The organism is Erythrobacter aureus (genome assembly GCF_003355455.1).
In the GTDB taxonomy this organism is placed as follows: Bacteria; Pseudomonadota; Alphaproteobacteria; order Sphingomonadales; family Sphingomonadaceae; genus Qipengyuania; species Qipengyuania aurea.
Map to the genome: position 1 here is coordinate 1,729,381 of NZ_CP031357.1, position 24,096 is coordinate 1,753,476.

The window sequence follows — 24,096 nt, forward strand, 5'->3', positions numbered from 1 at the left end:
CGGCGAATATAATGCTGCCGGCGCTTTGCTGCGGCGATACGTCCATGGCTCGAATGCGGAGGCCGACGATCCGCTGATCGTCTATGAGGGCGCGGGGGTGAGCGATGCCTCGCGGCGCTATCTCCACGCCGATCCGCGCGGCTCGATCGTGATGGTGACGAACTATCAGGGCGCCCCGCTTCATACCAACAGCTATGATGAATACGGCATCCCCGACACCGCCTCGGGCGACGACATCGCCACCAAGGGTCGGTTCCGCTACACCGGCCAAGTGTGGATCCCCGAGCTGGGCATGTATTACTACAAAGCCCGCATCTACTCCCCACGCTGGGGCGGTTCCTGCAGACCGATCCCATCGGATACGAGGACCAGTTCAACCTCTACGCCTATGTCGGGAATGATCCGGTGAATGGGGTGGATCCGAGTGGGATGTATACGTGCGATGAGACAGCAGATTGCGAGCAATTCGAAAATGCTCGGCAGGCGCTCATCCAATCGCGAGACCATTTTGAGGCGGGTAGCGACGACTACAATCGGATCGATGGAAGCCTCCAGAATATCGGAGAACCAGGAGAGGGTGACATGGTAATCTCAGGCGCGACAGCCTTCCAAAACGCCGATGGATCGATAAACACGAGCGTTACTGCCACAATGCAGGGCAACACAATGACGGTTTACTCGGTAGGCGTCGACGGTCACGACAATTTCGGACTGACTGAAAGTGAGCATCTCGGTGCCACTCTTGCGCATGAAGCGGATACTGGTCACATGTCAGACCCGCGTTCAACCAGTGATCAGTTCATAAGCGCTGAGAAGAGTGGTTATCGCACCCAAGATGCCGCGCTGAGAGGCTTCGATAGAAGGGCTGGCCGAGCAGAGAGTACGCCGCAAACTGACGGTCAACTCCAAGGACGCGCACGCGGCTCACTATTCGCTGCCTGTGCTGCCAGCCCAAACAGTTCGGTGTGCCAATGATGAACTTTGTGAGAGTCTTGATTCCGTTACTGCTGCCCCTTGCTGCTGGGTGCGCTCATACAACCGATGCTGCTGCAACCTACCGCTGTGAGACGCGAGAGATAAGGTCGGGTGATGAAGTTGTCGGGACACTAAAGATAACTTCTACCGTGCATGGCGATTTTGGCACATTCGAACGCTGCGATGAGAAATTCAGCGTAGGATATGGCGAATATATTCTGTCTCCAAAGTTTGAGGAGTTGCGTTCTTTGTTGGCTCGCCAAGCACAGGGAGGGAATTTGGAAGTTACCGTCACTGGACTAATGAGAATCGATGTCCGGGAGAACCCCCAGTATCCTGGTTCCATCCGCTTCCTCTCTATTGAAAACTGGACTTCTGCAACGCCGAGTCCCGATGAGGGTTAGCTTCATCGCCTCGTTGAACGATCCGGCTCATTCACCGGATCGAACCTGCCAATTGAGGAAGCCTTAGGGCGCACACCGAACACAGCGGCTGCTGTTGGTGAAGGTGAGTTAGGTCAGTGAGTTATTGTTGATTTTTGCACCCGCCATCTTCTGTGCCAGTGGTGACCCGGTGGTAAGTCTGCGGCACAGAGTGTGCCAGTGGCGCTCTAAATCATTGTCATAGATGGCAAATCTCGTACTCCTCTACTATGCCACTTTTAGCCGGAGGATGGCCGGTCGCCAGATGTGATCGAGGCGGTGCAGCCGAGAGCTAGGCTGCGCCGCGCTGTCCTATGCCGGCGCGCTCGAGGTTCGGCTGCATTACGATCCGACCGGTCGGCTCTATCAGGTTTCTGGCGGAAGCCTGGGCACGCAAAGGTTCCTTTACGATGGCAATGCGCTGATCGGTGAATACATCAGCACCGGCGCTTTGCTGCGGCGATACGTCCATGGCTCGAATGCGGAGGCCGACGATCCGCTGATTGTTTACGAAGGCGCGGGGGTGAGCGATGCCTCGCGGCGCTATCTCCACGCCGATCCGCGCGGCTCGATCGTGATGGTGACGAACTACCAGGGCACCCCGCTCCATACCAACAGCTATGACGAGTACGGCATCCCCGACACCGCCTCGGGCGACGACATCGCCACCAAGGGTCGGTTCCGCTATACCGGCCAGGCCTGGATCCCCGAGCTGGGCATGTATTACTACAAAGCCCGCATCTACTCGCCGACGCTGGGGCGGTTCCTCCAGACCGATCCGATTGGCTACGAGGACCAGTTCAACCTCTATGCCTATGTTGCAAATGATCCGGTGAATGGCACCGACCCGACGGGGATGTATGAATGCGGAGATTCCAAGGGTGACGCCTGCAAGGCTGCTGCGGCAGGTGTGAATGAAATACGAGCTGCTCGTGATTATTATGCTTCGCCAGAAACGGGCAGCCGCATTCCTCGGAATGCTGGCGCGGCCGCTGCGTTGGACAAGACACTTTCTACCCTTGGCAGCGAGAACGATGGAAACGGGCTGACCATAATAGTGGGTGAAACTGTCAACGAGGGTGCAAGAGGAGAATACGATGGTTCCACTCGGACGATAACTTTAGATACTGAGAGGATTTCCCGGTCTGGAGGGCGCACTGGAGAAACGCTGGCGCATGAGGTGCAGCATGACAGGCAAAGAAATGAAAACCTGCCGAGACTCAGCGAAGAAATACGTCCTTTCATGATACAATTCTTGGTCGGACGCGCTCCAGGAGGGACGGTTGGCCATACAAGTTGGGAAGCCTATGTTCGGTATCGGGCTTCGGGTTACTGCCGACTACCCGCTAGGCATTGTAGTGCTCCAATAGAACGAGCTTTGAGACAAGAGAGGAGGAAGCCGTTTTGAAACGTCGCTTCTTACCCGCCTTATTCCTCATCTCTTCCCTTATTGGATGTAAGGCTGATGCACGTCTTGTCTCAGACGTGGAGGATTACCTCAGTGATCCCGTTTGCTGGGGCGGCGATCTCGAAAATCGAAGAGGGAAGCTGGTTCTTGTAGAGAGCGATAAAAGCGCAACCATTTATATCGTCTCATCGACTTGCGAGATTCGGGATGCTGTCGGAGAGAATTCTATACTAGATCATCTCTCATTCTTGAGAATCGATGGCGATGAGGATGTTATACGCGAAGCTCTCGGCCTATCGAGAAATATTCGAGTTGTGCCGAATTTCATTTCATCCAGCAAGCTTCCAGAAATGCAAAGCCCCGTCTTCAATGTTGAATTTGGGGTTAAACGACAAGAGAATGATGGGTTCCAGTTTTTTGAATTGACTTACTTGCGCGTTGACGATGAAAGTCGCTCTCTTTTCAGTAATTTATTAGACACTGATCCTCATTAATTGGCTTCTTGCGGTTCTAGGTCGCGCTGGCAGAAAGGCGGACACCGGACACGTCAGGGGCTAATTATCCCACCGCCATCCCCGCCTCCCGCCGCACTTCGTCGATCGCCCCGACCTGTGCGCCGTCGCGTAGGCCGAGCGCCTCGGTGAGCTTGGCGCGGCTATCGGTGTAGAGCGCGACCGCGTCCTTGGCGCGGGAGATGGCGACATAGACCGCAGGCGCATCGACGGTGTTGGCGCGAAAGCTCTCCAGGTGGGCCATGACCCTGTCGGCAGTCGCGCCCTGGGCGGAGTGGATGGTGCGGACCCAACCGGGCCGAATATGCCGATCGGCGAGGCGGGAGAGGCCGAGCGTGTCCTGCTTCCCGTCTTCGCGCTCGACCTGCACGGCTCCACCCGCGATGTCAGTTGGAGCTACACGCGCAATCCGGCCTCGCAGATCGTCAGCGAGACGCAGTCGAACGATGCCTATAGCTGGGATGGCCATGTCGATGCGGTCCGCGCCTACACCACCAACGGTCTCAACCAGTATACTGGCGCCGGGAGCGCGAGCTTCTGCTACGATGCCAATGGCAATCTCACCGCCGACGGGACGAGCGTCTATCTCTACGATGTCGAGAACCGCCTGGTCGAGCGGCGCGTGCAGGGCAGCACCAACACCAATTGCGCCGCGCTATCCTATACCGGCGCGCTCGAGGTTCGGCTGCATTACGATCCGCTCGGGCGGCTCCATCAGGTCAGCGGGGGCAGCCTGGGCACGCAGCGCTTCGTCTATGACGGCAATGCGCTGATCGGCGAATACAGCTATCCCGGCACCTTGCTGCGGCGATACGTCCATGGCTCGAATGCGGAGGCCGACGATCCGCTGATTGTTTACGAAGGCGCGGGGGTGAGCGATGCCTCGCGGCGCTATCTCCACGCCGATCCGCGCGGCTCGATCGTGATGGTGACGAACTATCAGGGCACCCCGCTTCATACCAACAGCTACGATGAATACGGCATCCCCGACACCGCCTCGGGCGACGACATCGCCACCAAGGGCCGGTTCCGCTACACCGGCCAGGTGTGGATCCCCGAGCTGGGCATGTATTACTACAAAGCCCGCATCTACTCGCCCACGCTCGGCCGGTTCTTGCAGACCGATCCCATAGGCTACGAGGACCAGTTCAACCTCTACGCCTATGTCGGGAATGATCCGGTTAATGCGGTGGACCCTGACGGGCTGCAAGATCGGAAGTTAGAGGAGAATTATGTTCGCTCTCGGATGACAGAGGAGCAGCGCGCTGGGGTCGATGCTGTAGAAGATGCAAACAGCGAGATGGCGGCAATTGGGGTTGCGACAGGTGCCACACTAGCTCTCCCAGGTCCGGAAGATTTAGCTATCGTGGGTGCACTCGCCACCAAAGCCGGGCAGGCAATCAAGGGCTCTTTAGCTCAACAAAAACGGTGAAAGTATCTCGCTCGGCAAGCCCAGAGTCAGCCCGTCACCTCGAAGAATCCGGAGCAACTGGCAGAACCTTAACTGTGGACCGCGCAGGTCGTGATCAACGACGCCGAGATAACATGAGGGGTACCCAGACAAGGTCGGGAACGGACCGTGATGAGTCTCCGCCTGCAGTGTTCCGAGAAAGTCAAAATGCTAGTGTTCGTAACATTCCCAGTTCAGACAACCGCAGCTCGGGCGCGCAAATTGGCAACCAAATCCGCAATGTGCCAGATGGAGGTCGTTGTAGGATCGAGATTTGTGATTAGATTTTGAGCATGGAGAATATTCAGAGCTTAGTCGATCTAGCAAGCGATCCGATTGGCTCAGGTTTTGAAGAGGCGTTCCTCCCTCAAAGCCTGAACTCGCAGGCGCTCAAGCTGCTATCCAAGAAGGACGGATTCTATGCGTTTGAGGGCGCACTCTTGGTTCGACCATTGCGCGATGCGCCAAGTGTTTTGGGCTTGGTTACGTGGAACTCGTTCGACCTGTGGAAAAGTCATTATTCCGATGCGGGAACCAATATTCAGAGTTACACTTTCTTCGCCGAGAATGTCTTCGGGGAGCAGTTCTTTCTAGCCGACGATTGGGTCGGTCAATTTGACCCAGAGACCGGTGAGAGTCACAAGATTGCTGATAATCTTGATGCGTGGGCTGGTGAAGTTCTCGCAGACTGCGACTACCTGACCGGGCATAATCTAGCCCGCCAATGGCAAGAAATTAACGGTCGATTGCCCGATGGTTCGCGTTTGATCCCCAAGGTTCCGTTTGTGTTGCAGGGCGAATTTGATGTCACCAACCTTGTCGCCAAGCCAGAGTTGGAAGCCATCACAATCCGTGCCCAACTTGCTTCACAATTGATCGGACTGAAAGATGGTGAGACCATCGCTTTTGAGATTACCGACTAAAGAAGTTCCGCCATTGAACGTACCGGCTCCTTCACCGGATCGAGCCTTGCAATTTGGGAAGCTTTGGGGCGCACACCCTACGCATCGCTGATGCTGAAAGATATTGTTTACCAGTATCTTGCTCGAATTTGATCCTCAAAAACGAGGAGCAAATCGATGGACCGAAATGGCCATGTGTTACCGCAAGAATCAAGCCCGAATCATGCGCTTTCCGCAGTGCGGCGTGAGCGCCACGATGAGGGTGAGCAGAGCATCCAGCATGTAAGACTGAACGGAAATATCGTCCGGCGCAGGCCTGGCAAACAGATGATTGAATACTGGGATCGCGATTTGCCCGGCTTCGGGCTGCGCGTGCATCCCTCGGGGCGCAGAACCTGGTTCGTGATGTTCCGTCAGCGCGGCAAGCAGCGCCGTGTCTCGCTTGGGACGACCAGGCAGAATACTGCGACCGAGGCGCGTCGACTTGCGCGCGGGAAGCTGGCGGAAGTGGCGCTCGATGGACTGCCTTCGCGCAAGACCACGAAGTCTCGCGCGAAGGAAGCTCCGATAATGCGCGAATACGCTGAGCGTTTCTGGACTGACTATGCGCACCACTGGAAACCGAGCACGCGCCAACGGAACCGCACCGGGATCGATCGGGACATCCTCCCAACCTTCGGTGATCGCCGTGTCGATGAAATCACCAGGGCCGATATTTCGTTCTGGCGTGATGGCTTCGCCGAACGCACAGGTGCCTTCAACCGGACCATTCCGATCCTCTCGGTGATGATGGGGTATGCCGAGAAGCTCGGATATCGCCACCCTGGATCAAACCCTTGCAGAGGGACTCCGCGCTACAAGCGCAAGCGGATGGAACACTTCCTGTCTGCCCGTGAATACGGTCAGCTTGCGACCGCGCTAAACCTCTTTGAAGCCGAACATCCGGCTGTCGTCGCTGCGATACGTCTCTTGATCTACACAGGCGCGCGCTGCGGAGAGATCGAGAACCTGCGCTGGGAATGGGTGCAGGAGCCGCGCGTCATGCTGCCTGACAGTAAGACCGGCGCGAAAATCATCTATCTCAACCGGCAGGCCGCCGAAGTGATCGCTTCGATCCCCGATCGGAGGGCGACGGGGTTGGCTTTTCCATCGGTTCGCGACCCAGAGAGGCCGATGAAGCTGGGCATGCATTGGCCGGAAATCCGCAACCGTGCCGCACTGCCTGACGTCCGCTTGCACGACCTTCGGCACAGCTTCGCGTCAACCGCCATCCGCGACAACATCTCGCTGATGGTGATCGGCAAGCTGCTGGGCCACGCACTTGCCGAGACGACTTCGCGCTATGCGCATTTGTCCGATGAGGTCATCGCCGATGCCGCCGAGCGCGTGTCGGGATCGATCGCGAGCCTGATCGGAGTGGGCCAATGAATGCGCTGACCCTCCAGACCATCGTCACCGAAGAACTCGGCACTGCGCGTATCGGCGTGGTCGGCAAGACCAACGGCGATAGCAAGCTGCGCCGAATAGTCTGGTCGAGACGATTGCCGGGATTCGGGACGCGCTACTACGCGAGTGGACGCACCATCTACATTGTCCAGGCCGCAATGCAGGGACGCACGCGGACCGTCACGATCGGCAACGCCAAGATACTGAGCGAAGTACAGGCGATGGATGTGGCGCGGCGCGTACTCTTGCGCGCGCAAGTCGGCCAGAATCCTGCGGAGAAGCGAAAGAAGCGCCGAAAGGTGCCGCTCTATGCTGACTTTCTCGATACCTACTGGTGCAAGGTTTCGCCAAGCTGGAAGACATCAACGCTGCACACTCATGGTTTGTATCGGCAGAACTACCTCCAATCGGCCTTTGCGGGGATGTTTCTCGATGAGATCGAGCAGTCCCATGTGCAGGAGTGGTTCAACCGTGTGACAGAAATTGGAGGGCCGGGTGCAGCAAACCGGTCGTGCGAAATCCTGCGAGCACTGATGAACAAAGCCGAAGACTGGGGCATCAAGCCAGAAGGCTCAAACCCATGCACTTCGATCCGGATGAACAAGCGACGTAAGTGCGAGCGGTTCCTCTCCGACCAAGAGTTTCGGCGCCTTGGTGCGGCGATAGACAAACACCGTAGATCGAGACCGGTTCATTGCGCGGCATTACAGCTCTTGATCCTGACTGGATGTCGACGATCCGAAATCACCGGATTGACTTGGAGCGAGGTCAAGGGCCGCCGCTTGCTCTTGACCGACAGCAAAACCGGACCGCGGCTCGTCTGGCTGGGTGAAGCCGCTTGGACCATCATCAAATGCCTTCCACGTCACAAGCGCCGGCCGGAAGTGTTCTACAATCCGAAAACCCGCAGGAGCGTTGATCTGACTTGCCTTTGGAGAGACGTCCGCGAAGAGGCGGGTCTGCATGGTGTGCGCCTTCACGATCTGCGCCACAGCTTCGCCAGCCACGCGGCCGCGCGCTCGGAAACACTCCCGATGATCGGCAAGCTGTTGGGACACAGGCATGTGACCACCACGGCTCGCTACGCTCATCTGGATGATGGGCCGGTGATCGAGGCTGGGCAGCGCATCGGCGACCTGACTGAAGAAATGATGGGTTCGAACCGTTCATTGAACCATAACACTATGTGTGATAGATCGGTGTTGCTGTATGACTAGGAACCGGCGCATACGCATTTACGCAAACCGCTGGTTCGCCAAGTTCGCAGCGAAGGGAAAGATCAGCGATGCCACGCTTGCTGATGCCGTACGTCGAGCTGAGAGCGGCCTGATCGATGCCGACCTTGGCAGCGGTCTCATCAAGCAACGCATCGCGCGCGAAGGCGGAAGCAAATCGGGTGGCTATCGCTCGATCCTGATCTTCCGCTCAGGGGAACGCGCCATATTCGTGTTTGCCTTTGCCAAGAGCGCCAAGGCGAATCTGAGTAGGTCGGAATTGAAGGTCTATCGCAAGGCGGCCAGTGTCATGCTGGAGCTGGGCGATGACGAAATTGAAATGGAAGTTGAGACAGGCCGATTGGTCGAGGTGAAAAGACGATGAGCAAGGCTAAGGCAAAGACCTACAAGAGCGAGGCGATGGCCGCCGTCCACGAAATGATGGAAGGCCTCCACGATGCTGGCACTATCGACAAACGCACAATGCGCGAGTTCGATGAAGCGTGCCTTGCGCCTGCTCCGGTTCTTTCCCCTGATGAGATCAAGGCGATCCGTGAGGCTGAGCATGTCTCGCAGCCGGTCTTCGCGCGCTATCTCAATGTGTCGAAGAACCTCGTGTCGGACTGGGAACGTGGGGCGAAGAAGCCTGGAGGTCCGGCGCTTCGTTTGCTGTCGATCATTCAGCGCAATGGGCTGGATGCAGTGGCTTAGCACAAACTGAGTCCCGCATCTGCTCCTAACGGCCAGCCCAAACTAAGTTGCTATTCTATCCTAGGCCAATCCATCCTTTGCTGGTTCCTGTCGAATTAAGCGTACAGAGGCAATATGACTGCGGCGCCGACGCTCAACAAGCAGTCAGCAAAGTGTCTCCCTTTGTCACAATTCTTGGATTAGTCTTTTTCAGCGTTCCCCGAGTTTTCAGATCAGTCAGCCTGTTCGAAGGTTGAGCTTGGCTACGTTACAATTGGGAGAAAGCGCGCTTGCCACCTCCAACCCCAAAGTTGCATCTAATCTTGCCAGACATAACCACGACAAAAGGATTGATGACAGGATAATCGTTCTCCGTTCATCTGCCGACTCCAGTTGGACCCGTGATAATATTGCGAACCGGTTGTTGCTACCTATGGACAAAGAGCGCAGTATTAGCGGCACACAGGGCGATTATTTCAATCACGACCAAATTTTGTTTGACATCAAAAGAATCGCTGGCAGACTGGCCGTACAGATTGAGTCGCTTCAAATAAATATTTGATTTCCCGCCTGCCGCTCAGGCGAGCTGGTCGTTCGTCTGATTTTAGTAAGGCCGAATAGTACTTGTCGAACGATGTCGGGTTAATGCCCGGTTTCGTACGCTGGCGCGCTCGTGTCGGCGTGAGAGGGGTGAAGAAGGGGCTGAGCTACTCTTTGAAATCCCAGAATATCTGCTCGCAGCTCTGTTAATCGGAGCGGCTTGGCTCGGGTGCATGCTTGGTGACTTTGGCTTGGATTTTCAAACTTGGGTCCATGCCGGGAGTTTGCTTCGCGAGCACTGGAGTGAAGTGCGGGTGGAAACAGGAGTAAGTCAAAATGACTGATCTGACTACAAACAGGCGAGTATCGTTCCACTGCTCAAGTGAAAGCAATCCAGGGATCGTTTTCGGTCGAAAAGGCCACGGAATGGCGGTGACTGCCGGTCGCTGTTCAAGCTCGAGTTCGAGCTCGTGCACGAGTTGTGCCGTACCGGTCTAGCGTAAACATCCATCACCCGACTGCGTGGGCTTCACTACCGCAAGTGCACTTTTGAAAGAACAGATCGATTTGCTCGACTTCCAGAAGCGCGCGTTTCGTGCGGCTACCAAGTGAGTGCTCGAGTTGCGTTGGGTTAATTGGAGTGAACAATATGCAAAATCGAAGAAGGGACAACCGCACCCGTTTCTTTGACCCAGTTCGATCTGATGAGCCGCGCACTCGATACGGAGTTCGGAATCATCGAACAGGTTTCGCGTATGGGACTACAGCCCGGAGAGTCCGACCTGCACTATGCGGTTGCGGTTTCGCAAAATCCTTCCGCCATTTCGCCTCATAGCCGCGATATGCCATTGCCGAGAGCGGACCGGCAAGCAGCGGGTGCAGGCATGGGCTGGGATGCAGCCCTTTGGTCCACTCTCGGAGAATCGCTCGAACGCTATTCTGCGTCGGTCATCGAGCCCGACAGCGTCACGATTGCCCGCGGCGAGGATCTTGAAGGACCGATATTGTCTCCGCTCTCGTTCGTGTTGTTCAGCGAGGAACAGTACGCCCGTGAGGGTTTTCCGTATTTGAAGTGGACACCGCAGGAAGTGTTTGCCTGGACCAAGACCATGCGGCTCGCCACAGGCGAAGAGTACTGGGTTCCGGCCGACTTTGTCTATCTGGCGCATGCGGGCGGGAATCCGAGACGGCTCGACAAGGGATACAGCACAGGACTTGGCGCGCATCGCACACCGGCTTTAGCAGCCACGACGGCAATTAAGGAACTGGTTGAGCGGGACGCCTATATCGGGCGTTTCCTGGTCGGTGCGAAGCCGCCGCGTGTACCGCAATCGATATTGCGCAGGGTAGCGGGCCAGGCGGTCGAGCGTCTTGAGCAGAACGGCCTGGAATTGCTTTGCTTCGACCTTACAAGCGATGTCGGGCTCCCCACGGCGCTGTGCCATATTATCTTGCCCGATGGCCTCGGGATCGCGTCCGGCGCCAGCTGTCAAGTGTCTCCCAAAGCTGCGCTGAAAAAAGCGGCGACCGAGTGCCTTCACACCTTCAACTGGCTAATAGACATGAACCGCTGGCCGGTGGAGACGACGCTGGAGGATATCCATGATTTCGTTGATCATGTGACCTATCACCGCCGACCGGAGGCCGTTGCCCAATATTCGCTTTTTCTTGACGGTCCGGAAGGTGCACCGATGATGGATGTGACCCCCTTCGAAGGTTCACCGGGAGAAGAACTCGATCATATCGTGGCCGCTGTCGAAGGTGCCGGTCATCCAGTCTACCTCTCCGACGTCACGTCGAGCGATATAGCCGACCTCGGCTTCACAGTCTTTCGCGCCATCGCACCGACGTTGCAGCCGATGTACGCAGGCGGAGACGCGCAGCATCTCGATCGCCGACGATTGCGACAGGTTGCCGAGTTCAACGGGCTAGAGTGGAGCGAAAGTCTGATCAATACCAATCCCCATCCCTTCCCGTGAGGCTGCCATGACCCATCGCCCAGAAGACAAGCTCGTCAATCCAGGCATTCAACCGATCGGCCTCGATGAAGTGATCGACTTTCATGAATCGACCAAAGGAACGGTCGAGAGCGACTACCTCTTCGCTGAAAACGTTTACCAGTATCTGTTCGAGTACCGCGGGAAAATGGAGACGTCCGCAAACCGCAAGAACTACTTCGCTTTTCGTCGTATCGAACTGCCTCAAGTCGCATTGCCCGATGTCCCCTATTCCGAGGTCATTGCAAAGCGGGTTTCGCAGCGCGATTTTACCGGGGCAGCACTATCATTGGAGCGCCTTTCGCAGTTGCTCGCGCCGTTCCGCAGTACGCGCGAAACCGTCGTGGACGAAGACTTCGATATACGGCTGAATTTGCGGCCCTATGCGTCCCCTGGAGGACTGTATCCGTGTGAATTGTATGTCGCGCTTCTGACGGTGGAAGATCAGCCGCCGACCATCTGCCACTACAATCCGCGCGAGCACGCGCTGACGCCAATTTCAAAGATCGATCCGAAGACGTTCTGGGCAGCGTTGGGAGAGCGCGGCAATGCCGGGCTTGCGGGCAGCGGAGCTTGCTTCCTGATTTCCTCGATGTTCGAACGCACGGTCGCGAAATACGGACCTTTGGGTTACAGATTTGCGATGATCGAAAGCGGGATAATGGCTCATCATCTCACGCTGTCGGCTGCTGCATGCGATCTGGGTTCGCTGGTTTGGGGAGGCTATTTCGATGAAGAAGCGAACGCCCTGTTCGATGCAGACGGTTTCTCCGAAACGATAGTGAATTGTGTTTTCGTCGGCCACTCAAGCAACCCGACGGTCCCGTTTGATGGGTAAGATTTCACCCTTCGCCCAGTTTGTCGCCGGCGCTGCCAACGGGCGGGTCACCGGGCAGTTCGAAGCGATTGCCCCGTTTCTCAGCGCATCTCATCACGCGCGCATGCTGGGGCGCGTCGAACTGGAGGGCGTCGCCGGAGGTGGTGATCAACCGGTTTATTGGATCAGGGGTGAAGAACCGGATTCTGAGACGCAAAAAACGGTACGGGAGGCCTACGAATTCGCTTCGAAGCTTTTGTCGGCGCGGCCTACTGTCCTCATTTCGATTTCGCCGCAGGGTACGAGATCGCGACCGGAATGTGTTCGGTTGGCTGACGATTTCGGCTGTGCGCTGATCCCCTTCAACTCGCTTGAGCCGGAAGTTTTCGTACATGAGATCGCCCATCTCTGTTGCTTTTCAGGGCACCCGATCCTGGACGAAGGCATAGCATTCTATGCCGAGCATGAGTTTACAAGGGCGCGTCAGTTCGTTGATGCGCCGCCGATGAATCTGACGGATGCGTGCCGGAATGTGCGCACACATGACGATCTGGCCGAGTTCCCGCACGCGTTTCAGGTTGCTTTCGGTCGCGCGTCATCGCGTATCATCGGTGCGCTGGTGAATGCTGAAATCGAACTTGATGTTCTGTGTGGAAAGATGAAGTTCGTAGAGCCGGGCGATCAATTACTCGCGAAGCTGGAAACCATCATCGATCGCAGGCAGCTCGACGAGGCTTGGGGTTGGTCCGCGCAATCGAAACCGGACTTAATGTCATCGCAGGAAATCCTCGCCTTCGTCGATGGCTCGCTTGCCGATGAGCCGCTTCATCGGCTGTCGGCCTTCGGTCAGTTTCTTGCGCGAACGCAGATGCTCTTCTCAGATCCCGAATACGATACAGGCCATGTCGCATTCGCGCTCCAGCATAGCGAGTGGCGCAGATCTGGAGAATTGTCAGAGCCGGCGACCGAGGCGCATCAGGCGGTGATTGAGCTCTACCGAATGGTAGACGACGCGATCGGGTGCTTGGGCGACCCGGGCGAGCTATGGGAACAATCGTACGCCCACCTTTCGGCCTCGCTCGCACGCTATCCGGATGACCCCCTTCTGGCGGCGGCTGCCCTGATCTACCTTGCAAAGACACAGATGCCTGAGATTCCGGGCGCGCCATCGATAGAAGTGCTGTCGGCCAAGTGGCGGAATGACGAGGTTTTCGGCCGCGCTTTTGCAAGTTTGAAGGAGCGCATTTGTGAATAGTAGCCAGAAGATCGTGCTACCTGAACCCACAAGCGCGCTGGTGGTAAATAGCCTTACGCTCCTTGGGTCCGACGGGTTCGTCCTGAACGTACCGGAGCTTTCGATCGAGCAAGGTTCGATCGTCGCTATTATCGGCGCGAATGGCTCGGGTAAGACAAGTCTCCTCGAAGCTATCCTCGGATTGCGAAAGGCCAAATCGGGTGATGCGAAATTCCGGGGCCGGAACCTGGATACTCTGGTTCGGAAAGAGCTGGGTGTATACCTTCAGTCCGCCAGCTTTGAACCGAGCATGCTTGTCGGCGAAATACTCGCTCTGCATGCCAGCCTTTATGACCATGTAGAAGTCAATCTTCGCGAAACACTCGGCATTGACGAGTTGAAGAAGAAGACCTTCGAGCATTGCTCGACCGGCCAGCGCCAACGGGTTGGGATCTATCTTGCTTTGGCCAGTCGGCCACGCCTTTCGATACTCGATGAGCCCACCTCCGGGCTGGATGCAAGTGCGGCGGCGGCATTTCGAAAGCACCTTGGAGAAACGGACTGGCGAAGCTCCCAGCGGACCTGTGTCATCGTCACCCACACCGATGCCGATGCGCGCCTCGCTGAACGCGTTGTCTGGTTAAACCAGGGCAAGATCGTAGGCGATGGACCGCTTGATGCGTTGATCTCCGCTCGGCTCGGCCCCAGGCACCTAGTTCTTAATCACCTCACCGTCGATCAGCACAAGTCGATCAAGAAGGCTATCCCCAGCGGTTCCGTGGTGCGCGAGACGTTCGATGGTGAACGGCATACAATCCATGTCTTCGGCGACGATCAATTCGAGCGGGAGTTGTTGCCGAGACTTCAGGACGAACGGAGGCTTAGCTACACGGCCTCCGAAACCGGCGCTGAGGATCTAGTGCTTTTTGGAATGCAGGAGACGGACCAATGAGCGCACTCAAGACAGCCACATTGGTCGAATACAATTCGTTTATCCGACAGCCGGTCTCTTTGTTCTGGACCTTCGTATATCCGATCGTCCTGTTGCTGATCCTCGCCTTTGTGTTCGGTGGATCGTCGGTAATGTCTTTCTCGGTTTTCAGCCAAGACAGCGTAGCGGAAGCGAGGTTCGAAGGCGCTGCCAAATTGCTGGAGGAAAGTGGCTGGACTATCGAACGCGCCGACGACGACGAGGGCGCGGAAGTGATTCTCAAATCGGAGACCGACGGCTCCATCGAAGTGGGGGGATCGGTGAGTCAGGAAACACTATCGTCTGTACGCCTCGCGCTTGCGGCGGAGTCTGGAACCGATGCAACGGACGTGCCTGGCCTGTCCCCTGATGCCTCTGGGGCGCAAAGCGAAGGTTCCGAAGACTATCGACTATTCCTCGTATCAGGTATTGTAGCGCTTTCGGTAGTTAGTCTGGCACTGTTCGGTTTTACCCCCGTGCTTGTTGCGAACCGCGCTGCTGGTCGCCTGAAATGGCTCGCATATTGGCCGCTTGGTAAACTTCGATATCTCATCGCCTTTACTGTCTCACGCGCTGTCGTGATCATCCTTTTCTCTATGTTCTTGCTTTACGGCTTTGGTTGGCTTTACGGCGCAGAGGCCATCTGGAACGCGCCGACAGCAATTGCTCTGATCGTCTCATTAGTCGCCGGGACATTTGCGTTTTTGGCGCTGGGACTTTTGCTGGCGAGCGTCCTGACGAAGCCCATGACTGCGGCAGCAGTCGTCAATCTGCTGAACTTGCCAATCCTTTTCTTGTCGGATCTGGTCGTACCTTTGAGCGTATTGCCGGACTCAGTGGCGGCGACTGCCAAGCTTTCTCCAGTTTACCTTTTTGTCGACAACATCCGTACCATCTTCGAAAATGGTGCCGCGGTTCTCACAATAGGCGACATCTTTGTCTGGGTTGGTCTAATCGCAACCGGTGTCATCGCATACTTGGTGTCCGCAAAACTGTTCAAGATTTCGGAAGATGGCTAGTTTGGCGAGCAGTGTTACGCCCGGCCAGCAAGAACCGCAGCGCCACTCTCACAATGGTGCTCATTCAGACCTGCTTGCCCGCCAATACAGTTGCGTGGCCCATGCGAATGAAATCCGCCAAGGTCGTTTCCGGCGCGTATCACTGCAGAACGAGAGCATTCTAATCGCACGAGATGACAGAGGAAAGCTTACCGCCTTTGCCGATGTTTGCCTTCACCGCGGTTCCCGTCTCGCAACGAGTGAAGAAGGAGATGCCAACGCCATTCGATGCCCCTATCATGGTTGGGAGTACGACGCAGCCGGTTGCCTGACCTATGCGCGTCTTATGCCGCGGCAGAGTTCGGCAAGACTACCTCGAATTGATTTGCTTGAGCATTCAGGGTTGATTTTTCTGGCGTTCGATGCGCAGCAGCGCGAAGACTTTGGAACAGCGCTGGATCAGGTCTTCGGCTCACTCGGCCCTTTTGGGCTTGAAACGCTGAAGGTGGCTGAGAGGTTGGTTTTCTCCGCACACGCTGCATGGCCGCTGTTCGTGCAGAACTTTGTCGAGTGCTACCATTGTTACGGTGCTCACGAATTGTTGAGACGCAGTGAAGCCTTTATCGACTTCGCCGAAAATGGCGAAGGATGGAAGATTGGTCAGCTTGACAAGGCGACTCAGCTCCGTGCGATCGACCACGGCAAACCGGTCATGGCGATCGAACCGTCATCTCTGAGTCCAGTACTCAGAGCTGCGCGAACATCGACCCTCTCGACCGATTCCGAAACGGTGGATGGAAATCTTATCGGAAAGCCTCTTGGTGGATTGCCGGCGGGAGATCGCGCTTTCGTTTATGGTTTTGTCGGTCCACTTACGCACTTCACAGTCCTGCCGGATCAGCTTGTAGTGTTTACCTTCGACCCAGTTGGAGATGATCGTACCGATATCACAGTGACTTGGCTCGTTCATCAGGACACCAGTCTCGATGAGGATCAGAAAGCAAACATGGTAGGGTTCTGGGCACGCACGCTCAAGGAAGACATCGCGCTCACGGAAGCGGTTCAGCAAAACGCGAACTCTCGCTTCATTCCAAAGGCGAGCTTTGCCTCGTTGGAGCATGACGCGAAGATATTCACCGCCTGGCTCAATCGGCACAGTGAAGAGGCGAATCCTCAATAGGAGAGATAGAATGACGTTCAGGGTCTTACTCGCTGCGTCGATACCTGTCGTTGCCAGTTCCGCTACGCCCGCAATTATGGCGCAGAATTCTGCTGTCGAAGCACCGGCAGTCGATCCGGTGGAGATGTTGCGCGATATCGAGGTAAGAGTGGACGAAGCCGCACTTCTTGCTTTGACTGACAACGATTTCGGCATATTTGAACAAATCGAGAGCGATCTGCGCAGACTCGACACAAGAGGGGTCGTGTCACTCGAGAATTATCGCACCTACTGGCTCTCTTACGCATTGTATCAAGAGTCCATTGCCCATTTGCGCACACAGGACATGGAAGCGACTGAACAAGCGCTTTCGCAAGCGTCGGCCGCGCTCTCCCAATTGAAGATCGAGGACGGAGAGGTTGAAACTCTGCGGTCCTTAGTTACTGGGCTGCAACTGATGTTTGTGCCGCCGCAGGACGTGCTGCGCGATGCCCAAATATCACAGCAGCATCTAGATGCGGGTATGAGACAAGGGCCAACAATCCGGTCATACTACGCGCTGGCCATTGCCGATTGGAACACTCCCCCAGAGTATGGTGGTCGTACTAAAGCTGAAGCCGCACTGCGTGAAGGATTGGAGCTTCCGAACGAAGCAAGCGGGCGGCTAAAGCCATCTTGGGGACGCGATCAAGCACAGGCACTGCTGATACAAATTCTCTACACGACCTCACGAGCCGAAGAAGCTGACACCAGGTTGGTAAGCGCGCTTGAGATGTATCCTGACAGCGTCGCGCTACGTGAATTGATCAGAATGAAAAAGGCTCAATGATAGCACGTGTGCTTTGGGGCCTCAGCCTGCTTTCGGTGCCGCAATATGCACGGGCGGCAGAGGATTGTCCTGAAGACCAAGTTTGCGGAATAGTTGTCGACTCAGACGAAAAGCCGCTCGCCTTTGCAGAAGTCGAAATCACTTTTGAGGCTGAAGCAATCTTCGCATTGACCGACGAAAGTGGCACGTTTGTGGTGCCTCGCGATGCTGCCGGTGAGCCGACCCTTGTGACGGTTAGCTTGATTGGTTTCCAATCGTTGTCGGTCGACTTCGCTGAATTCGAGGCTCGCGATGCGAGGCTAATTCTGGACCGGGCAACCGACGGCACTGCGACCGAGGACAATTCGATCATTGTCACCGCAAGAGCCCGATCTCGGCCTTTTGCGAACCGTGAACTCACAACGCTCGATATTGTCAGCGATCCATTGGCTTCTGCTGATGTCCTGCTGGCGGTTTCGGGTCTGGCCATCTCGACCAACGTCAATAACTCGGCCGACCTGCAGCTTCGTGGCGGCGCTGTGGGCTTGAGTCGGACCTACTTCAATGATGTACCGCTCTATGAAGTGGTGCGCGGTAATTCGGTCGATCAAACCACTCGTTTGTTTTCGATCTTCGACCCGCGAATCCTCAGCAATGTCGAGGCCTATCCGACGAACCCGCCGACATATCTCGCCAATTCGGCCGCAGGTGCATTGCGGGCACTTCCTCAGTACGATGCATCCGAAACGACGTCCGTGTTAGTTGGGCTATCGGGTATTAAGGTAACAAGCTTACAGCCCGTTCTCAAAGACGGCACCGCGCAGCTCTATGCAAGCATTGAAGATGTTGCCCCCCTCATCGAAATCAATCCAGAACTTGCCGATATCATCACCTCATCGAGCACACAATCTCTCGGCGCGACGATTAGTTTGCCGATAGAGAATGGCGGCGAAGTCACACTATTCGCGGCCCTCGACTTGGAGGACGGTGAATTCCCGCTGCGTATTCTCAATCAATCTGGGCAGTCCACCAATGATCGGCTACGTGCTTACGGGGTGATCTGCTCGGCCCCGAACTCGACTACCGTGCAGGACTGGCATACGAGCGTTTCGATCTGCGCTCCGAGAGTGCTGCGAACTTTGGCTTCGGCGATGCCGCATTGTCGTCGCCAATTTCGACGGTTGAACGGCAGAACCCTGACTATCTTGCAGCCTATGCGTTTCTCACAAGCCGCCTGAGTGACAATCTGACCATGCAATTGGGCACTCGCCAATTTCTTGTCGATGATGCCGGACAAGACGCAGTTTATTCGCTTGGCCTCACCTTCACGTCTGATGACAGGCGGCACAGATTGATTTTCGGGGCTGGCCAGTATAGTGCGGTGGTCCCGCCTGAACTTGGCGGTGTGCAACCATTGTTCGCTTCGACCAGTCAGCAGGTATCTCTGGATTATCTCTTCGATGGTGACGGACTGAGAGTTGCTGCGGGAGCCTATGCGAAGACGGATAGCTTCGATGGCGCCGAGGTCGACATTCTCGGCTTCGATGCAGAACTCGACGCGCGCCTAGCGAACTGGTTGGACCTGTCGCTTCGATTTGCGTCGTCCGATCATCGTTCGGGTGGAGCGGTCGGGGACAATGATTTGGGATATCAGTTGCGCGCTATCCTTAAGGCCAGACCAAACCGATCCTCCAGTATAACGGGCGCTCTCACTATGAGAAGCGGTGCGGTGTTTACGCGAGTGATCGGCGCGCAAAACGATCCTGGGCGGGGAGTTGAACCAATCTTCAGCAGCGATATCAACGGCGAGAGATTGTCCGATTTTGTCAGTCTTGACTTCAATTTTTCGCACGTGCTGGGACTTTGGCCCGGAGAAACTAAGCCCATAGGCATTTTGGCAATCACCAACGCTCTCGATAGCAGCAACGAGGCTCGAGCAATATACTCGCCGGATTTCTCGCAGGAGCAAAGATCATTCTTTGGGCCCCGAGTCTTCTATTTTGGTCTCATTTTCGACTTCTGACCGACGTTTCGCGGCTTGAGACTTCGCGGGGAACAAGAGTGGTCGCAGCGTAAGAGCCGACGAGGCAACTCGTTGCCGTTTGCGGTCGTTGTAGCGCCTTTATTCCGCGTACTCTAATCCCGCTTCGTTAGCTTGGAGCTTAGGTCATCGAATTCCTAAAAAGCCTAGAAGCAAGCGGTTTGCACTGTGGTCGTTCCTGCACATGTTCGGGTCTGCCCCGACCTCGACGTGGCGTTCGAGAACGAGGAAGACCGGGAAGCAGCTCGCAACTTCATGGATCTCCTGGCGGCATCGGAAGGCGATGGTGTAGGTTGATTGCAGCGAGGTCACGCGAGCCTTCAGACCCACACCCGATACCCATCCGGCTTTCTTCGCGAACAGTCCTGAATCAGGTCAGCTGAGTAGCCGCAACCCGTTCCTTTGACGGCCGTGTTGGCAGCGTCTCCCTGTGCGATTGCGGACGCAAAACCGGTTCCCACTTTTGCTGCAATCGCTTGGGCGCTGCCTGCCCGCACCACCCGTCATGAACAGGTTTCCCTTCGGCCCGCAGACGATGTCTGTTGGCCTGCGGTGCAGTCCTCCCATGCCCTGCTTCTTCTAGATGTTCGCAAGCCGGAGATGGTCTCCGGTTTGAGGAACTGAAGGACTTACACCATGACCAATATCGCAATCCTCACCGGCCGCATCGCCCGCGATCCCGATACCCGCGAGACCAAGGGCGGCACCAATGTCACCGGGATCACCGTCGTCACCGATCGCCCCGCACGCGACAAGGACGGCAAGACCTACAAGGACGAGAACGGCTACACCGCCAAGGAAAGCGAGTTCCACCGGGTGACCTGCTTCTCGCAGCTAGCCAAGACCGTCGGCCAGTACTGCTCCAAGGGCCAGCTGGTATCGGTCCAGGGTCGCATCCACTACACCCAGTGGGAGGACAAGGACGGGGTCACGCGCTACGGCACCGAGATCCTCGCCGGCAAGGTCGACTTCCTCTCCCGCGGCAACGGCTCCGGTGAGAACGACGACAACAAGGATGCTCCCGAGATCGACTGATTTCCATCATCATTGGTCCGGCTCAGAAGGGCGCTGTCCGGACCAGACAGCGCCCCTTCTCACGTTGTTCAAACTCTCTGGCGGGGAGGGGGCCTGGCTCACGTTCTCCCATTCTGATGGGCGTGCAACAGGCGCGTCAAGGACGGCGGGATCCCACCATTTTGCCTCCCCTTCGCTCACGCTACGGTCCGACAAAATCGTTGCCCCTACCGCCGCTTCGCGGTCGCCCTTTTGGGGCGATCCCTGACCCGCCGGCCGCACGCCCATCCGTCCTGCTTCTGCCGTCAACGGCAGACATCAGGAGGATATTATGGCTACGCAATTTCAATCCACTTCGACTTCGGATCGCTACTTTGCCGCACTGGCTGTGGCAGAGCATAGGGCGCTGCACAGCTTCTTCGATCAGCACATCGTTGAGGACCGGGAACTTGGATATTTTGCTCTGGACGAGGGAGACTACAATGCACTTCCGGAGCACCTTGCAGCGCGCGTAGTGCATACGGTGCACGGTGCGATGTCAGACGAGTTCTGACCGTAGGATCAGGGCAGGGGCCGGGTACGGCTCCTGTCCTTTTTTCATGTTCGCAAAGATTGGATCGATGCCCGAATAATTCGGCAAGACAGCACTCTGTTCGGGGCGGTTTTGGACGATGGAAGTCGTGCGCAGTTTGGCTTTTGAAAATGGCTATTTGTTACCAAAATGCTCCCGAATGAGAACAAACTCGCGTTCTAGTCTCTTCCCCTCCAGCCCGGTTTGGGCTAGGAAACCCGAGTGAAACCAGTGCCTTTGCCGTCACGGAACGGTCGGAGTAGTGATGGATCAGACCATGCACATATGGGGAACAACTTCGTGCACACCGTACGCAGCGGTTCTGGCAAGTAAGTTATTGAGGTGTTTGTGGAAAACGGCAATGTCCCTTTCTGTGCCAGTAGTGGGTCAATGGTAATTTAGCGGCACAGACCGTGTCAGCCGCGCTCCAAAGCTCTGTAATCGCTGACCAATCTCCCGCCATTCGACTGTGCCGCTTTGACCCGGATGATCGCCGCTCGCGTGTGGCGATAGAGCGCGTGAAACCACCCTCAATAGCGTCCCACCGAGTCTCATTTTTGAGACTGATTTGCATGGTTATCTATAGTGCAAATCTTCGCGCCCGATGATCCTCGCGCTGCGTCCGCGTCCTCGCTCGCTCCCGCTCGCTGCGGTGCGCAGACTGGCGCTGAAGGATCGATTTGGCGGAGTGGGTAGCCAAGCCATGTTCCGCTGTTAAGCGGCGTGTTCCAGATGGAAAACCCTCCCACATCTCAGCGGCCCGACCGGTATGGGACCGAGGTCAGCGAGCCAGTCCCTGTTAGAAGCACACCCTACACGGATAAACCGTGGTTCGTTGTAACGAGATAGCCGCGTAAATCCAGAGGCTTGCGATCGCGGAGGGGGTGCTCGGAGAAGTTGCAACGGGTTGCAAGATCGCGTGGGCAGGGTGGTTGTTGTGCGATGTCAGTGACTTGGCGTTGCAAGGGGTTGCAACCGGGCGTGCGTGTGAGCGTGGTTGCAACGGTGATACGCCGTCCTGATCCAATCCTTTTTAGAGCAGCCAAAAGGCTCCGCCGAGGGGCTTGCGGGTGTGTCCCGGCCCCTGACCTATGTCTGCGCTGATATGCCGCTAGAGAGCGGCTGAGAGAGGATCAGGCGGCGTTGGCGCTCTCCTGTCTGTGCTGTGCGGCGAGGTTGTCGAGCAATCCCGCTTCTCAGATTGCGTCCGAGACGCAGTCGAACGATGCCTATAGCTGGGACGGCCATGTCGATGCGGTCCGCGCCTACACCACCAACGGGCTCAACCAGTATAGTGGCGGCGGGAGCGCGAGCTTCTGCTACGATGCCAATGGCAATCTCACCGCCGACGGGACGAGCGTCTATCTCTACGATGTCGAGAACCGCTTGGTCGAGCGGCGCGCGCAGGGCAGCGCCAACAGCAACTGTGCCGCGCTATCCTATACCGGCGCGCTCAAGGCCGAGTTGCGCTACGATCCGACCGGTCGGCTCTATCAGGTCAGCGGGGGCAGCCTGGGCACGCAGCGCTTCGCCTATGACGGCAATGCGCTGATCGGCGAATATAATGCTGCCGGCGCTTTGCTGCGGCGATACGTCCATGGCTCGAATGCGGAGGCCGACGATCCGCTGATCGTCTATGAGGGCGCGGGGGTGAGCGATGCCTCGCGGCGCTATCTCCACGCCGATCCGCGCGGCTCGATCGTGATGGTGACGAACTATCAGGGCGCCCCGCTTCATACCAACAGCTATGACGAGTACGGCATCCCCGACACCGCCACGGGCGACGACATCGCCACCAAGGGCCGGTTCCGCTACACCGGGCAAGTGTGGATCCCTGAGCTGGGCATGTATTACTACAAAGCCCGCATCTACTCGCCCACGCTCGGCCGGTTCATCCAGACCGATCCCATCGGCTATGAGGACCAGTTCAACCTCTATGCCTATGTCGGGAACGATCCGGTGAATGGGGTCGATCCGACGGGGATGGATTCATACATGGTCGCGCGGCAGCTTGATTCCGCTGTTGGCAAAGCGGGGATCGGACATGCCTACATCGTGGTTGATGCAAAATACCCAGGTGATCCCAATGCGAAAGTGATTTCTTTCGGGGAATTGTCAAACGGCAATATGGGTAATGTGAATGATCCGAGCAGAGCTTCGGATTTCTCTAAGACTGCACATGCCGCCGACCAGACTCACTGGGATTCACTTACCAAAGACGATGCTGGCTCTTTCTCTCAGATTGACGCAAAGGATTCTACGGTTTCGGCTGTCGCAGGTGCAGTTTTAGAAACAGGGGATTATGATATCATTCCCGGTGCTGATCTCTTCGGAGGAGCTCCTGCTGTCAACAGCAACTCCGCAGCGATGGGTGTAGCTGAGAGGTCCACAAGCATATCACGAGGTGAGCCCGCGCGAGCACCCACCGATTATGCCTTGCCTGGGGTGAATGAATCGGGCCGAGTTCAATTCAACGAAGCGAAAATCTGCGCTAGCGATGGGATAAAATGCCAGTGAAAACCTTCATTTCTATACTCATCGCGATAATAGTGCTTATCTTAATTGGAGATTTTTTTCGGTTGAATGCGTGGATCGCTAGGCAATCTGTGCCGATTGGAGCTTATGTAACGCTGTATCCTTTTCCGTTCCATATAGAGGAAACTTATGTAGACGGGGAGTTTCAAGGGATAGGGATTGGCGAATCAATAACCGAGGTGGCCGGTGCACTGAACAGCAACCGGCGCTGCCAATTCGTGATAGATGAACGGCTTGTTGAGATAGCTGATGCCAACATCACGGGTTACGGCGATGGCGAATTGATTATGCGTTGCAAATCGGGTGGAGTCGCCTGGAACCAAATTTTGGTGATACAAGGAGGCGTTATCCAGCAAGTCAGGATCTCTGGCGGTCTTTGGCTGTAAAGTAACT

General features: G+C 56.4%; 25 protein-coding genes. 24 read left to right on the forward strand and 1 reads right to left on the reverse strand.

All coding sequences use genetic code 11. The features are described 5' to 3' along the window. Nucleotides 1–25 precede the first annotated feature (25 nt). From DVR09_RS17585 to DVR09_RS17170, 4 genes are all read left to right on the forward strand, one after another. Entirely contained in the window at nucleotides 26–409 is a 384-nt protein-coding gene (locus tag DVR09_RS17585; protein ID WP_234041374.1) for a hypothetical protein, read from the forward strand. Next, nucleotides 355–975, forward strand: a complete 621-nt coding sequence (locus DVR09_RS08480) for an RHS repeat-associated core domain-containing protein (RefSeq protein WP_234041609.1) — start codon at nucleotides 355–357, stop codon at nucleotides 973–975. The genes DVR09_RS17585 and DVR09_RS08480 overlap by 55 nt, the downstream gene beginning before the upstream one ends. Nucleotides 976–1,848: 873 nt before the next feature. Next, nucleotides 1,849–2,805 carry an RHS repeat-associated core domain-containing protein gene (locus DVR09_RS08485; RefSeq protein ID WP_234041375.1) on the forward strand — a complete coding sequence of 319 codons (957 nt, stop codon included), beginning with the start codon at nucleotides 1,849–1,851 and terminating at the stop codon, nucleotides 2,803–2,805. Continuing rightward, nucleotides 2,802–3,299 carry a hypothetical protein gene (locus DVR09_RS17170; RefSeq protein WP_162814915.1) on the forward strand — a complete coding sequence of 166 codons (498 nt, stop codon included), beginning with the start codon at nucleotides 2,802–2,804 and terminating at the stop codon, nucleotides 3,297–3,299. The genes DVR09_RS08485 and DVR09_RS17170 overlap by 4 nt, the downstream gene beginning before the upstream one ends. 64 nt (nucleotides 3,300–3,363) lie before the next feature. Here DVR09_RS17170 and DVR09_RS17780 read toward each other — a convergent pair whose 3' ends face one another. Next, nucleotides 3,364–3,687 carry an ATP-binding domain-containing protein gene (locus DVR09_RS17780; protein ID WP_162814916.1) on the reverse strand — a complete coding sequence of 108 codons (324 nt, stop codon included), beginning with the start codon at nucleotides 3,685–3,687 and terminating at the stop codon, nucleotides 3,364–3,366. On the opposite strand from DVR09_RS17780, the gene DVR09_RS08495 reads away from it, so the two are divergent. From DVR09_RS08495 to DVR09_RS08590, 20 genes are all read left to right on the forward strand, one after another. Further along, entirely contained in the window at nucleotides 3,622–4,749 is a 1,128-nt protein-coding gene (locus tag DVR09_RS08495; RefSeq protein ID WP_162814917.1) for an RHS repeat-associated core domain-containing protein, read from the forward strand. The genes DVR09_RS17780 and DVR09_RS08495 overlap by 66 nt on opposite strands. A 311-nt stretch (nucleotides 4,750–5,060) precedes the next feature. Beyond that, nucleotides 5,061–5,690, forward strand: coding sequence for an SMI1/KNR4 family protein (locus DVR09_RS08505; RefSeq protein ID WP_115416551.1), 630 nt, complete (start codon nucleotides 5,061–5,063; stop codon nucleotides 5,688–5,690). A 306-nt stretch (nucleotides 5,691–5,996) separates the two neighbouring features. After that, nucleotides 5,997–7,097, forward strand: coding sequence for a tyrosine-type recombinase/integrase (locus DVR09_RS08510; protein WP_115416552.1), 1,101 nt, complete (start codon nucleotides 5,997–5,999; stop codon nucleotides 7,095–7,097). After that, on the forward strand, nucleotides 7,094–8,332 hold the full coding sequence (locus DVR09_RS08515; RefSeq protein WP_115416553.1) for a tyrosine-type recombinase/integrase: 1,239 nt from the start codon (nucleotides 7,094–7,096) through the stop codon (nucleotides 8,330–8,332). The genes DVR09_RS08510 and DVR09_RS08515 overlap by 4 nt, the downstream gene beginning before the upstream one ends. After that, on the forward strand, nucleotides 8,325–8,714 hold the full coding sequence (locus tag DVR09_RS08520; RefSeq protein ID WP_199798566.1) for a type II toxin-antitoxin system RelE/ParE family toxin: 390 nt from the start codon (nucleotides 8,325–8,327) through the stop codon (nucleotides 8,712–8,714). Before DVR09_RS08515 ends, DVR09_RS08520 begins: the two co-directional genes overlap by 8 nt. Next, complete coding sequence (locus DVR09_RS08525) at nucleotides 8,711–9,040, forward strand: helix-turn-helix domain-containing protein (RefSeq protein WP_115416554.1); 330 nt, start codon at nucleotides 8,711–8,713, stop codon at nucleotides 9,038–9,040. Before DVR09_RS08520 ends, DVR09_RS08525 begins: the two co-directional genes overlap by 4 nt. 1,403 nt (nucleotides 9,041–10,443) lie before the next feature. After that, nucleotides 10,444–11,538: a YcaO-like family protein gene (locus tag DVR09_RS08530; protein ID WP_162814919.1), complete on the forward strand. Its 1,095-nt coding sequence runs from the start codon at nucleotides 10,444–10,446 to the stop codon at nucleotides 11,536–11,538. Nucleotides 11,539–11,545: 7 nt separating this feature from the next. Beyond that, nucleotides 11,546–12,394: a SagB/ThcOx family dehydrogenase gene (locus tag DVR09_RS08535; protein WP_115416556.1), complete on the forward strand. Its 849-nt coding sequence runs from the start codon at nucleotides 11,546–11,548 to the stop codon at nucleotides 12,392–12,394. After that, complete coding sequence (locus tag DVR09_RS08540) at nucleotides 12,387–13,628, forward strand: hypothetical protein (RefSeq protein ID WP_115416557.1); 1,242 nt, start codon at nucleotides 12,387–12,389, stop codon at nucleotides 13,626–13,628. The genes DVR09_RS08535 and DVR09_RS08540 overlap by 8 nt, the downstream gene beginning before the upstream one ends. Then, complete coding sequence (locus DVR09_RS08545) at nucleotides 13,621–14,559, forward strand: ATP-binding cassette domain-containing protein (RefSeq protein WP_115416558.1); 939 nt, start codon at nucleotides 13,621–13,623, stop codon at nucleotides 14,557–14,559. The genes DVR09_RS08540 and DVR09_RS08545 overlap by 8 nt, the downstream gene beginning before the upstream one ends. After that, on the forward strand, nucleotides 14,556–15,596 hold the full coding sequence (locus tag DVR09_RS08550) for an ABC transporter permease (RefSeq protein WP_115416559.1): 1,041 nt from the start codon (nucleotides 14,556–14,558) through the stop codon (nucleotides 15,594–15,596). Before DVR09_RS08545 ends, DVR09_RS08550 begins: the two co-directional genes overlap by 4 nt. Next, the gene (locus DVR09_RS08555; protein ID WP_115416560.1) at nucleotides 15,589–16,755 is read left to right on the forward strand and encodes an aromatic ring-hydroxylating oxygenase subunit alpha; all 1,167 of its coding nucleotides are present in this window, start codon (nucleotides 15,589–15,591) and stop codon (nucleotides 16,753–16,755) included. Before DVR09_RS08550 ends, DVR09_RS08555 begins: the two co-directional genes overlap by 8 nt. A gap of 10 nt (nucleotides 16,756–16,765) precedes the next feature. Further along, nucleotides 16,766–17,563 (forward strand): hypothetical protein, encoded by a 798-nt coding sequence (locus DVR09_RS08560; protein WP_115416561.1) that lies wholly within the window; start codon nucleotides 16,766–16,768, stop codon nucleotides 17,561–17,563. Then, the gene (locus DVR09_RS08565) at nucleotides 17,560–18,780 is read left to right on the forward strand and encodes a carboxypeptidase-like regulatory domain-containing protein (RefSeq protein ID WP_115416562.1); all 1,221 of its coding nucleotides are present in this window, start codon (nucleotides 17,560–17,562) and stop codon (nucleotides 18,778–18,780) included. Before DVR09_RS08560 ends, DVR09_RS08565 begins: the two co-directional genes overlap by 4 nt. A gap of 14 nt (nucleotides 18,781–18,794) precedes the next feature. Next, entirely contained in the window at nucleotides 18,795–19,565 is a 771-nt protein-coding gene (locus DVR09_RS08570; protein ID WP_115416563.1) for a hypothetical protein, read from the forward strand. A gap of 186 nt (nucleotides 19,566–19,751) precedes the next feature. Next, the gene (locus tag DVR09_RS17785; protein ID WP_267899713.1) at nucleotides 19,752–19,880 is read left to right on the forward strand and encodes a hypothetical protein; all 129 of its coding nucleotides are present in this window, start codon (nucleotides 19,752–19,754) and stop codon (nucleotides 19,878–19,880) included. Nucleotides 19,881–20,219: 339 nt separating this feature from the next. Next, nucleotides 20,220–20,618 carry a single-stranded DNA-binding protein gene (locus DVR09_RS08575; protein WP_115416564.1) on the forward strand — a complete coding sequence of 133 codons (399 nt, stop codon included), beginning with the start codon at nucleotides 20,220–20,222 and terminating at the stop codon, nucleotides 20,616–20,618. A gap of 310 nt (nucleotides 20,619–20,928) precedes the next feature. Next, nucleotides 20,929–21,150, forward strand: coding sequence for a hypothetical protein (locus DVR09_RS08580; protein ID WP_115416565.1), 222 nt, complete (start codon nucleotides 20,929–20,931; stop codon nucleotides 21,148–21,150). 1,194 nt (nucleotides 21,151–22,344) lie between these two features. After that, a complete protein-coding gene (locus DVR09_RS17465; RefSeq protein ID WP_199798567.1) occupies nucleotides 22,345–23,685 on the forward strand; it encodes an RHS repeat-associated core domain-containing protein in 1,341 nt (446 codons plus the stop codon). Beyond that, nucleotides 23,682–24,089, forward strand: a complete 408-nt coding sequence (locus DVR09_RS08590) for a hypothetical protein (RefSeq protein ID WP_162814920.1) — start codon at nucleotides 23,682–23,684, stop codon at nucleotides 24,087–24,089. Before DVR09_RS17465 ends, DVR09_RS08590 begins: the two co-directional genes overlap by 4 nt. The last annotated feature ends 7 nt before the right edge of the window (nucleotides 24,090–24,096 follow it).